Annotated in this window: 8 protein-coding genes; all 8 read left to right on the top strand. The window is 35.4% G+C overall.

Annotation, left to right across the window (positions count from 1 at the left end; genetic code table 11):
* Positions 1-9: 9 nt before the first annotated feature.
* Positions 10-654, top strand: a complete 645-nt coding sequence (locus NK356_RS13685) for a porin family protein (RefSeq protein WP_253317240.1) — start codon at positions 10-12, stop codon at positions 652-654.
* A gap of 191 nt (positions 655-845) precedes the next feature.
* Entirely contained in the window at positions 846-2,741 is a 1,896-nt protein-coding gene (gene dnaK, locus NK356_RS13680) for a molecular chaperone DnaK (protein WP_034699275.1), read from the top strand.
* 186 nt (positions 2,742-2,927) lie between these two features.
* The gene (locus tag NK356_RS13675; RefSeq protein WP_253317239.1) at positions 2,928-4,157 is read left to right on the top strand and encodes an erythromycin esterase family protein; all 1,230 of its coding nucleotides are present in this window, start codon (positions 2,928-2,930) and stop codon (positions 4,155-4,157) included.
* Between the two features lie 401 nt (positions 4,158-4,558).
* Complete coding sequence (locus tag NK356_RS13670) at positions 4,559-7,279, top strand: TonB-dependent receptor (protein WP_253317238.1); 2,721 nt, start codon at positions 4,559-4,561, stop codon at positions 7,277-7,279.
* Positions 7,280-7,306: 27 nt separating this feature from the next.
* On the top strand, positions 7,307-8,653 hold the full coding sequence (locus NK356_RS13665) for a DUF4876 domain-containing protein (RefSeq protein WP_253317237.1): 1,347 nt from the start codon (positions 7,307-7,309) through the stop codon (positions 8,651-8,653).
* Positions 8,643-10,235 (top strand): DUF6850 family outer membrane beta-barrel protein, encoded by a 1,593-nt coding sequence (locus NK356_RS13660; protein ID WP_253317236.1) that lies wholly within the window; start codon positions 8,643-8,645, stop codon positions 10,233-10,235. Before NK356_RS13665 ends, NK356_RS13660 begins: the two co-directional genes overlap by 11 nt.
* Before the next feature lie 5 nt (positions 10,236-10,240).
* The gene (locus NK356_RS13655; RefSeq protein WP_034699287.1) at positions 10,241-11,383 is read left to right on the top strand and encodes a cytochrome-c peroxidase; all 1,143 of its coding nucleotides are present in this window, start codon (positions 10,241-10,243) and stop codon (positions 11,381-11,383) included.
* A 278-nt stretch (positions 11,384-11,661) separates the two neighbouring features.
* A complete protein-coding gene (locus NK356_RS13650; protein WP_051934603.1) occupies positions 11,662-12,771 on the top strand; it encodes a heparan-alpha-glucosaminide N-acetyltransferase domain-containing protein in 1,110 nt (369 codons plus the stop codon).
* Positions 12,772-12,878 lie beyond the last annotated feature (107 nt).

Below are 12,878 nucleotides of genomic sequence, written 5' to 3'. Positions count from 1 at the left end.
AATTAAATTATGAAAAAAATAATATTAATAAGCTTTTTAGCATTAGCAACCTCTATCTCTGCACAAATAAAACCTAAGTATGGGTTTTCTGCCGGATTGAACATTAGTAGTTTTTCTGGTTCAGATAAACCTGATGGATTTTCTTCTAAAGCAGGATTTCATGTAGGAGGTTTTTTATGGAACTATCTGTCCGATAAAATCTCAGTAGATGCAGAACTGTATTATTCTCAAATGGGGAGTAAGTTTGAAACTACTGTTCCAACTATAGATAATACTACATTTACTCTTACTGGAAAAGTAAAGAATGATTACATTAGGCTTCCCATCCTTTTTGATTACCACCCAACAGAAGAATTTTCTATTGCATTAGGTCCTGAAATTGGGGTTTTATTAAAAAATAAAGTTGAATATGACAAGGTTATTAATAGATCAACCACGAGTAATCCTAAAAATGTGCAGCAGTTTGATGCAGGTTTGAAAGCAAAAGTTCAATATATTTTCGCAAAACATTATCTGGCTTCGGTGGGATATTATTTTGGAATGACAAAAGTTTATAAAAATACAGCAGTTTATCAGCAAAATTCAATCCTGATACAGGAAGCTCCTAAGATTTATAATTCTAATTTAGGTATTTCAGTGGGATATATTTTCTAGCATATATTTTAAGCAGCATTGATCCTGCCAATATCTGTTGTGAAAAAATTTCCACATTAAATCATACAAAACCCCGTTTTATCGGGGTTTTTATTTTTATTGTGTCATTTTGTCATAATTCTTCGAATGGTACAGATATTGAGAAATTGAGAGTGTAAATTAAATTAAAAATAGAAAAAATATAAAATATTATGAGTAAAATAATTGGAATTGACTTAGGAACAACCAACTCTTGTGTTGCTGTAATGGAGGGTAAAGACCCTGTTGTTATTCCTAACGCAGAAGGTAAGAGAACTACTCCTTCTATCGTAGCTTTTACAGAAGACGGAGAGAGAAAAGTAGGTGATCCTGCAAAAAGACAGGCTGTAACGAATCCAACAAAAACTGTTTACTCTATCAAAAGATTTATCGGAACTCACTTTAAAGATGATGCTTCTGAAATCACAAGAGTACCTTATAAAGTAGTTGCTGGACCGAATGATACAGTAAAAGTAAAAATTGACGATAGAGAATATACTCCACAGGAAATTTCTGCAATGACTCTTCAGAAAATGAAGAAAACTGCTGAAGATTATCTTGGACAGGAAGTAACAAGAGCGGTAATTACTGTTCCTGCATACTTCAACGATGCACAAAGACAAGCTACTAAAGAAGCTGGAGAAATTGCAGGTCTTAAAGTAGAAAGAATTATCAACGAGCCTACAGCTGCAGCGTTAGCTTACGGTCTTGATAAAAACCATAAAGATCAGAAAATCGCAGTATATGACCTTGGTGGTGGTACTTTCGATATCTCTATCCTTGATTTAGGAGACGGTGTATTCGAAGTATTATCTACAAATGGTGATACGCACTTAGGAGGTGATGACTTTGATGATGTGATCATCAACTGGATGGCTGACGAGTTCAAAGCTGAAGAAGGTGTAGATTTAAAAGCTGATGCAATTGCTCTTCAAAGATTGAAAGAAGCTGCTGAAAAAGCTAAAATTGAATTATCTTCTTCTCCTCAGACTGAGATCAACTTACCATATATCACAGCTACTGCTACAGGTCCTAAACACTTAGTGAAGACTTTAACAAAAGCTAAATTCGAGCAATTATCTGCTGATCTTGTAAGAAGATCTATGGAGCCTGTTGCTAAAGCGTTAAAAGATGCTGGTTTATCCACTTCTGATATCGACGAAGTAATCTTGGTAGGTGGTTCTACAAGAATCCCAATCATTCAGGAAGAAGTAGAAAAATTCTTCGGTAAAAAACCATCTAAAGGAGTAAACCCGGATGAGGTTGTAGCTATTGGTGCAGCAATCCAGGGAGGTGTATTAACAGGTGATGTAAAAGATGTATTACTACTTGACGTTACTCCACTTTCTTTAGGTATCGAAACGATGGGTTCTGTATTCACGAAATTAATTGAAGCGAACACTACGATCCCAACTAAAAAATCTGAAGTATTCTCTACAGCTTCTGACAACCAGCCGGCTGTAAGCATCAGAGTAGGACAAGGGGAAAGATCAATGTTCAACGATAACAAAGAAATCGGTAGATTCGATCTTCAGGATATCCCACCAGCACCAAGAGGAGTTCCTCAAATTGAAGTAACATTCGATATTGATGCTAACGGTATCCTAAGTGTATCTGCTAAAGATAAAGGAACTGGTAAAGAGCAGTCTATCAAAATCCAGGCTTCTTCAGGTCTTTCTGACGAAGAAATCGAAAGAATGAAGAAAGAAGCTCAGGAAAACTCTGCAGCGGACGCTAAGAGAAAAGAAGAAGTTGAAATCTTCAACAAAGCTGATGGATTAATCTTCCAGACTGAAAAGCAATTGAAAGAATTCGGTGAGAAACTTTCTGCTGACAAAAAAGCAGCAATCGAAGCAGCTCATGCAGAATTAAAAACAGCTTTCGAAGCTAAAAATGCTGATGACGTAAAAGCTAAAACTGAAGCGTTAGATGCAGCTTGGATGGCCGCTTCTGAAGAATTATATGCAGCTGGTCAACAGCCGGGTGCTGATGCAGCAGGTGCTCAGAATGCAGGTGGAAACGCCGGAGCTGAAGATGTACAGGATGCAGACTTCGAAGAAGTAAAATAATTATTGATTTAATAATAAATAAATAATCTAAAACCTCATAAACAAAAGTTTATGAGGTTTTTTTGTATTTTTTTAATCCGTGACTAAAAAACGATATACTGATAACGAGAGAGATTTAAATTGAGACCGAAGTTTTTAAACGATATTTTTGTAAAATTGTAATCTAATTATAAATAGTAAATAAGTTTGAAACTATCCTTTATTTTGGTTCTGTTTTTTGTAACCGTCAGTGCACAATCAAAAAATGATTTAAATTCTGAAGAGAAAGAATATATTTCAAAGTTTATATACCCAATAAAAACTATTAATCCGGACGAAAGAGACAATAGTGACTTGCTAATCTTAAACAAACTCATTGGAAATTCCAAAATAGTTGGATTAGGAGAATCTACTCACGGTTCAAGTGAAATATATCAACTGAAATATAGAATAAGTGAGTATTTGATAACTCATAAAAATTTCAACATCTTTTCGCTCGAAGCCAATATGCCTGAAAGCTTTTTGATGAATCAATATATTCAGGAAAAAAAAGGAGATCCCAGAAGTATTTTAAAGGGTATGTATTTTTGGCTGTGGCAAACCGAAGAAACTTTGCATTTTGTTGAATGGTTAAAAAAATATAATGAAAATTATAATTCAAAAGTTTTTTTTGAAGGTTTCGACATGCAATATGCAAAAGGAGCGGTAGATCAAATAAGAAAAGTATATCAGGAAAATAACTTCCCCGAACAAGAGATTAATAACTTAGAAATAGCTCTAAAGGAAAATAACAGAGGCTTCAGAACGTATTCTAAAAAAGGTCAGAAAGCGATATCTGAGTATCTGCTTTTGCTAAAACAAAAAGCTGCCTCAATAAAAAATCAGGAAGAAAAAGCACGCTTCCTACAAAATGTAGACATTATTAGACAATATATCCAGCTCAATTTTATTAGAAGGGACAAGTTCATGGCGGAGAATATTAAATGGTTAAAAGAAAACCATTTGAATTCTAAAGTAATTGTCTCAGCTCATAATTACCACATTGCAAAATTAAATTCAGATAGAATGGGGTATTGGATCAATGAAATTGATGATACAGATTTTGTAAACTTTGGATTTGCTTTTTATGAAGGTACTTATTCTGCAAGCATTGATGGGAAAATCGGAACCTATAATTCAGAAACAGCTCGTCCGGGAACATTAGAATATAAGCTGAATTCACTCAATATTCCAATTTTTATTTTGGATTTAAAAGCAATTAGAAAAGATGGCAACAAACTTGGCCATTGGATATTGGAAGATATACTATTTCGCAAAACAGGGTCTGGTACGGATAAAAATGAATTTTTAAAAACCAATGTAGCGAAGTCTTTTGATTATTTGATATTCATAAATATGTCAACAAATTCAAATCTTTTAAATGGGATTTCAAAATAAAGAAATTACAATAGACAGGACATGGGCGCAAAATCTTTTGAAAACATATGATTTACATTTGATCTTAATATATAAAACGATTACTGAAGAAAATTTCCAAAGAAAAATCAATATAGAAGATCCTGCTTGTTGCAGGATTTCTTTTTTTAGATCATCACAGTTTATTTGTGATGATTCCTTTTTTCTTAGAATATATTTTAAACTGAAAAATTGAATTTATTATTTATAGAATACGATAGAAGTAACTGTTAGTAGTTGTTTTGATTATTATTTTATTCTTTATATAGAGAATTATATATGTATATTGTTTTATTTTAAGTTAAAATAACTTAAATTATTCTAAAAACTTTCTTTTTATTTAGAATAATTATAATTAATTTTACAGCCTAAATATTTTAAGGGTGAAATTATCGTTATTAGCAGGTGCTGTTTTTCTGACAGCAGGCGGATTCTTGTCTGCTCAAAAAGTAGAGTTTTTTCATAATGGGCAACTCAAAAAGGGAGAACTCGTTAATGGTGGTTTGAGAGAGTGTAAAGAATTGCATAAGAAAGATAATTCTATGGTTCTTAAAGGAAAATGCCAAATCGTCTTCCTGAATGCCGACAATAAAGAAGAAACTATTATCATAAATGAAGGAGATGAGCTACAGCTTCAGATCCTATCTCCTAAAAACTCCTCCCGAGAAAGATCAGAAATCCGAATTGAAGGCGTACAGCTTACTGCAAAAAAGAAGCAGTTTTCCGAGATTTCAATCCAGCAAGAAGCCCTTCAAAACTTACAGTCTTTTTCTATTGGAGATGTTTTACAGCAGTTACCAGGTCAATATGTACAGCAGTTTGACAATACCCAGTTTAAAAATATCGTGTTCAGAACAGCCAGTGGAGCTTCAGTAACAGGTTCCGGAAATATTCCCGGAGGTGATGATTTTGGGAACAGAGCATTTGGAGTACAGCTGATGGTCAACGATATTGCTTTATCCAATAACGAAAATATGCAGAGCTATGATTCTGCCAACAGTGGGCCTTTTGGGATCAGTTTTAATACGACGACCAATGGAGGAAACCTGACACCAAGCCAGCCCAATTATGGGGTCGATTTAAGAGAAATTTCAACAGAAAATATTGAAAGTATTGAAGTAATACAGGGAGTTCCGGATGCTAAATATGGAGATTTAACTTCAGGACTTATTAAGGTAACAACTATTGCCAAAGCATCGCCACTTCGTTTGGATGCAGCACTTAGAGATGGAACCTATCAGGTAGGGGTAACAAAAGGGTTTAAGCTTAAAAATAACAATGCATTGAATGTATCTGTGGGCTATATGAACTCGCTGTCAGATCCACGAACCAGTTTGGTAGGATACGACAGAACAAATGCCAACCTCCTTTGGTCATCAAGAAGTAAAAGCGGATTTAGTAATAAATTTTCAGCTTCATTTTCTACCAATACCAGTAAAGGAAAAAGGGATCCGGATGATCTTGATGGAATGATCATTAATGTAGATAACAAGAGTTTTTCATTAGGAAATAATATCAGTTATAATTTTAACCGAAACGGAAGCAAACCATTTTTCAGAACGATAAGCGCAGACGTAGGGATTAGCTATTCAACACAGCTTACAGAGCGTAGATATTGGCTGAACCAAGGAGCCCGACCTTATGGAAATGCCACAGCAGATGGTGTTTATTATGCTCCTTATACACCGCCAAGTTACGAAAATCAAGCCTTTTCGGATGGAAAACCGCTTAATATTTTCACTGATTTAAGTGTAAACGGAAGTAAAATGACTGCCTCCAAATGGGTTCATATGTACAGTATAGGAGCGAATTTTAGATATGGAAACAACTTTGGGAAAGGGCGTTATGGAACAGCAGGACAGTTCACTACATTTAATTCGGCTGGGCAGGGATCCAATGGAATGAGAGATTTTAATTATCGTGATCATGTTTTTGCCACCAAACAATATGCATTTTATATTCAGGATAATATTACGAAAGCTTTTGCCAACAAACATATCTTAAGAACCAATCTGGGGCTTCGTTATGATTTGCAAAATTCATTTTCTACTTATTCACCAAGGGTGAATACCTCATACCAAATGGGGAAATTCTCTGTGAGAGGAGGTTTTGGATTGACTTCAAAAGCACCTTCATTGAATCAGATCTATACGGCACCACGATATTTTGATTTCCTTCTTGGGGATTACCGTTTACCAGGCTATTATTCAGCGGCCATCATGCAGACAGTAGTGACCCCTGGAGATAATGCCAATCTGAAACCTTCAAGAAGCTGGAAAACCGAAGTAGGACTTGATTACAGATTCCCTTTTGCAACAGTTAACCTTACTGCTTATTACAATCGATTATTTGATGGATTTACCACGGCAAGTGTTCATAAAATCATGGACAAAGCGAAAGTGAATGTCAATATTTCAGGAACAGAAGTGCCTACTTTCGAAGTCGTAGGAATAGAAAAATTTAATTACCTCCAGAATCGTATTGTCAATGGATACTCATCAGTAGATAAAGGACTGGAATTGATGGCCAGTTTTAAAAAGATAGAAGCCTTAAACCTTGTTATTGGTTTCAATGCCAGTTATGTAGAAACTTCCGGTCATAAAGACGAAGGCCTTTACAAGATCACTGCTCCAAAGATTGCAGATAAAGACTACGAGTATGGGATTTATAACGATACCAGAAACAAAAGTTCTATGGCCAGAGCAAGTTTCAGTTTTGACTACCACTTGGCTTCATCAGGTTTGATCATAGGTTTGAGAACAGATCATTTCCTTTCAGACAGAACACTGAATGGAGCTAATGATATTTATCCGATAGGCTATATCAAACATGATGGAACGTCAGAAATGATTCCGGAAAATGACCGTACCAATCCAAAATATCAGGGACTTTTCCTAAAGCCTTCCGACGAGAAACTTTCAGGTCTGTATAACAAAACCCTTCATAATGTTCATTTAAGGGTAACTAAAGATTTTCTGAGCGGTTTCAGATTATCAATATATGTAAGTAATGTTTTCAACCTGAAAGCATATGACGAAAGAGGAGCCGTATATGGCAACTTTACCTCCACTTCGTTTGGGGGAAATATTTCATACAGATTTTAATACTACTAAAAAATAAACATGAACATCATGAAACAATCAATACTATTGCTCATACTTCCTGTCCTTGTTTTGATAGGCTGTAACAGAGATGATGACTTTGGAAAGAATGAAATTAAACCTGTTCCGTTTACTGTAAATATCAAATATGATGCTTCAAAATATCCTTCCGTTGCAGATAAAGGAGTAGCGAATGTAACCGTTATTCTGAAAAATTCTGCCACAGAAGATCAGATTATAGGAAAAACAAATGCAAACGGGGATCTGGTACTGGATGCTGTCCTGCCGGGAACTTATAGTGTTCAGGCTGAACTGCAGCTGAAGCAGAATGAATATGAACAACAAATTGGGGAGGAAACCAGCTATGAAATTGTACATTTTGGAGGCTTCGATGAGAAAGTAACCATTAATGCCAATACTTCTTCAAAATTGGTAAGAATCACCAGTGGAAATCTTGGAGATCTGGTAATCAAACAATATTATTATGCAGGTTCAGATACTAAATTAGGAGCCAATTTCAGAGACCAGTTTATTGAGATTCACAACAATTCTGATCAGACTATCTATGCGGACGGTTTATACCTTGTATTTCTGGAAGGGAATACGAATAACAATCCAACTACTTATACGTTGCCCAATGGACAGTATGACTGGAGTAAAACTGCCGGCGGCGGATCTGCTGCCAATACAGATTATGTGTATTCCAATATATTCATTAAAATACCTGGAAACGGAAGCCAATATCCTATTTTACCAGGGAAAAGTATTGTTATAGCCCAAACAGCTATCAACCATAAAATGCCTTTTGACGATATCAATGGTACGGGTGTCGCTATACAGGAACCTGACAGAACGGTAGACCTTAGCCATGCAGATTTTGAAACCTATATGGGGGATTATAATACAAGCATTGGTAAGAAACCTTTTGCATGGGACATCCAGAATATTATGGTGCCGGATATGCTGGTGTCATACTGGAGTATTGCATCGAATGATTTAATTCTTAACGTCACTTCAATGCTCGGGCTGGGGATTCTGAGAGCAACTGATGCAGAAGTGGCAAGCTGGCAAAAAGTGGCATCGCCTAAAGCACCCACAGGAACTTTATTTCTTCAGATTCCTAAAAACTATATCATAGATGGCATTGATATTACAGACAAAGAACAAAAAGCCCCTAAAGATTTTCCGGCAGATATAGACGCTTCAAGAACTTTTATTGTTAACGCAGCGGGGCAGGCTGAAGCTACTTTTACCGGCTTTTCTGTAATCCGTAAAACAAAGGAAATGATCAATGGACGTGTAGTATTGCAGGATACGAATAATTCTGCTAATGATTTTGTAACGATTAAAGCAAACCCTCGAGGATATGCACAATAATAAAAATAAGACGATTAAAGTTGTTCAATATAGTGTGTTGGGATTGGCTATATTGGGCAGTCAGTTCATCTATGCTCAGGGAACTCAGCTAGACAGTATTAATATCAGTTCTGTAGAGAAGAATATTAGGATCAATGATCCCTATATTGCATTTTTCCAGCCGATGGATTTCTCCAGAACAACTTTTCAATATTCTTCAACAAAACAAAATTTTAAAAGAGTTCAGACTCCTGAAGAAATTGGAAGTTTTACCTTTCAGTCTGAGGGAGTATATAAGCTTAATGATAAGATTGCTTTATCAGGAAGGCTTAAAGCAGACAAGACAACTGAAGACAATGTTCCTTACATCCTCAGTGATGAAAGAACTCTCAACTCTTCTTTTATTTACAACCCTTCTTATTATTGGGTTTCCCGCTCTGCAAAATGGCAGAAGCAAAGTTATCATATCAACGGGCAGTTTGCCTATAATCCTGTAAAACCGGTGATTCTTCAGTTGGGAGGAGAAGGTATTTATGCCAAATCTTACCGCCAGAATGCAGATCCAAGACCGAAAGTAGATGATTATAAATACAAAGCTTTTACAAAATTAGGATTGAAGTGGAAACAGCATGCAATTTTTGGAAAACTGAGCTATGTGCATCATTACAAAGGAAATGACATCATGTTTGTGAATATGAAAGGAAATGTACCTGCTAACGACAGCATTTATATCCGTTATAATGAAGGGTATGGTAATCAGTACATCGGCATCACCCAGTATAAAACTTCAGAATATAAAATGGGAGGATACATGTGGGGAGGAGAATATGCCTATAACACTGCCGACACTCATTTCTCTGCAGGTTATGATTATAAAAACCTGATTGAACGTTTCTACAGAGTTTTTGAATATCAGGATGCAAGCTATAACTGGCAAAAAGATTATACAAAATATTCCGGTTTAAAAACAAAACTGCACAACTTCTATCTTAATTTTTTAGGGAATTATAATGGGAAAAAATGGGCTTCTATGGTAACATACCAGGATCAGGTGGATACCAACTATAATTATCCTTTGGATTACACCTCGTACCGTCTTGAGAAGAAAAATCTTTTCTGGCAGAATAGTGTAGTTTGGTTCAATCATAAAAATGAAGCATTCAAGATTCTTTTTGATGCGGCCTACGGAAAAAACAGGGTAAAGGATTTATCTGTAGTAATGGATAGAAAATTGTCTTTCTTCAATTACCGTTTTGGTGCAGAAAAGGAATTTGCTTTACAGCCTTCTCATAAACTGGCAGTCGGTCTTTCGCAAAATCTTTATGTACCTTTGCAAAAAGAGTTCGGTTATCAGCCCTACCAAAGTACAAAAGAGAATATCTTTGCAACCAAAATCGCTCAGCCGGATTTTGCCTATGATGCAACACCTAAAATAGGGCTTAATGTTAACGCAAGTTATATTTTTGATCAGAATAAAATCAGGTATGAACTGTTTGGTAGTTTTTCTCAAATGTGGCTGATGAACAGTACCTATAAAAATCAAGTAGACTACAATGGCAGAGCTAATCACGTTGCTCTGGTAGGATTGAATGTGTATTATTAAAAATAATGAAAGACAGATATATTGCTTTTCTGGCAATAGCCGGAATAATATGTTTACTGAGTTATACCTCTAATGACCCTACAGGATATACTGTGGAGGAGCTTCGTATGTTATATAGTAGCGGAGATCAGAGCAAGTGGCCGGCTCCTCATTTATTTGATGAAGCTAAAGAGGGCTTTAAGGATATCGGACCTTTGTCTGCAGTGAATTTCCCTGAAGATAATCCTTATTCCGAAGATAAAATGGAACTGGGAAAAATGTTATTCTTTGATCCCAGACTGTCCAAAAGCGGGCAGATTTCCTGTGCCAACTGCCACAATCCAGAAATAGGATGGTCAGACGGAAGCCGAGTTTCGTTTGGTCATGACAGGCAGACAGGAAACAGAAATGCACCCACGCTGGTGAATATTGGATATGCTAAAACATTCTTCTGGGACGGCCGTTCAGCAACTTTAGAAGAGCAGGTAAAAGCGCCTATCGAAAATCCGGTAGAAATGAATCTACATATGTCAATGGCGACCAAAAATATCAGAAAAATTAAAGATTATAAGCCTTTCTTTGTCAAAGCATTTGGAAATGGGGAAGTAACAGAAGAGAAAATAGCAAAAGCTGTTGCTACATTTGAGCGTTCTCTAATCAGTCCACCGTCAAAATTTGATAAATTCGTTTCCGGTAAAAAAGATGCTTTAACAGACTCTGAGATCAATGGTCTTCATTTATTCCGAACTAAAGCGAATTGTATTAACTGTCATAATACGCCTTATTTCTCTGACCAAAAGTTTCATAATTTGGGATTGACTTATTATGGAAGGAAATATGAAGATCTGGGAAGATATATCGTCACGAAAAAGAATGAAGATGTAGGAAAGTTTAAAACTCCTACACTGAGAGAAGTTTCTGAGAACAAACCTTATATGCATAATGGACTTTTCCCGGAACTGGCCAATATTGTTATGATGTACAATGCAGGCATGGGTAGAGAAATTCCGAAAGGAGATCAGGTCAATGATCCAAAATTTCCTCATAAATCAGGAATGGTAGAAAAACTGAATCTGACAGACGACGAAGTTTTCGATATTGTAGCATTTTTGAAAACACTCAATAGTTACAAATATAAAATGCGTCCTCCCGAATTACCTAAATCATAATCTTATAGTAAAACTCTTCCAATCGGGAGAGTTTTTTATTGGTAGAATGTATAGGAGAAATATGTGATGGAATAAAAGGAATTATTTTATTTAAATTATTCTCTAATGCTAAAATAAATATTTAATTATTAATATTTTATGAAAATTGATCAATGGATGAGGAGAAGTAGTTTTAATTTGTATATTTGATTTTTATTTAGAATAAATAAAAATATTGTTTTGAAAATAATTAATGAATACAGCTTTATCCATCTAATCCACAATTTCCACTAAAAACTATGGAACAACAAAACAAAAGAATCCTTACTCTGGATTTAATAAAAGGTATAAGTGTCATCGGAATGATCATTATCCATACCTTATTGGTGTATGCCAATGTCAAATCACAATATGAAACAGCCCTCGGTAGTTTTATTGTCTTTCTCGGAAGAGGAACTTCTATTTTCCTGATCTGTATGGGAATCACTTTCATGACTTCCAGCCATCAAAGTCTGAAAAGTGCTTTAAAACGAGGTGTTTTATTGGTGTTTGCAGGTCTGTTTATGAATTTTATGAAGTTTATGATCCCTGTGATTTTTAATTTTGCTCCCGATAATTTTATTCAGAAATACGGATGGCATGCCCCTATAGAACAGCAGTATGTATATCTTGTACAGTTAGGGGATATTTTACAGCTTGCAGGGATGTCTTTATTGTTCGTCGGGTTTATCAGAGAATATGTGAAAAATAAATATATCATGCTGGCTATAGGTTTATTCGTTGCATTGATATCCCGAGAGGTAAGCGGACTTAATCTTGATTATCCTGTGATCAATTATGTTCTGGATCTTCTTTTCAATACCGATTATCCTGCCTATGTCTATTTTCCTGTTTTTCCATGGATGGCTTTTATCATCATCGGAATGTTTTTTGGGAAATGGTTTCAGGAACTGAACTACGATACCAAGCAAATATTTAGAAATATGCTCTATGTAGGGTTGTTGTTCATTGCCATAGGAGCACCATTAGTTTTTCTGTATGGAGATTATAATTACAATGGTTTTTATCATATGGGGCCTGGAGGTGTTATTTATTTTGCGGGCTGGACTTTACTGTTTTTATGGTTAATCAACACTATTACTGCCAACGTTAAAGAAAATGGTTTTATGCGTGTCTTAAAATACTGCAGTAAAAATTTAACTTCAATGTACATGATCCAATGGATTCTGATCTCATGGGGAAAAGGAATTTTCGGATACAGACAACATGAAATTGGATACGTATCAGTGCTTATCGTATTATATATTATTCTCACCTTTTCAGTTCAGACTTTGGTGGATATAGTGAGAAAGAAAAAAACATTAATTGATTTCGGTTCGATATCACCGGACAAAACAGTTTTAAAATAAAAATTCCGATCCTATTTTTTTTTGAATTATAAGAAGAAGCCGTCTCATTTTCCTTGAGGCGGTTTTTGTTTATAAACTACCCATATTATTTTTTTAGGATGATTTTT

This window comes from Chryseobacterium sp. S0630, assembly GCF_024158915.1.
In the GTDB taxonomy this organism is placed as follows: Bacteria; Bacteroidota; Bacteroidia; order Flavobacteriales; family Weeksellaceae; genus Chryseobacterium.
This window is presented reverse-complemented; position numbering and strand designations above follow the sequence as displayed.

Bases quoted from the DNA above. Each gene is read 5' to 3' on its own strand.
- NK356_RS13650 (WP_051934603.1), top strand. From the start codon at position 11,662: ATGGAACAACAAAACAAAAGAATCCTTACTCTGGATTTAATAAAAGGT.
- NK356_RS13665 (WP_253317237.1), top strand. From the start codon at position 7,307: ATGAAACAATCAATACTATTGCTCATACTTCCTGTCCTTGTTTTGATA.
- dnaK (WP_034699275.1), top strand. From the start codon at position 846: ATGAGTAAAATAATTGGAATTGACTTAGGAACAACCAACTCTTGTGTT.
- NK356_RS13685 (WP_253317240.1), top strand. From the start codon at position 10: ATGAAAAAAATAATATTAATAAGCTTTTTAGCATTAGCAACCTCTATC.
- NK356_RS13655 (WP_034699287.1), top strand. From the start codon at position 10,241: ATGAAAGACAGATATATTGCTTTTCTGGCAATAGCCGGAATAATATGT.
- NK356_RS13660 (WP_253317236.1), top strand. From the start codon at position 8,643: ATGCACAATAATAAAAATAAGACGATTAAAGTTGTTCAATATAGTGTG.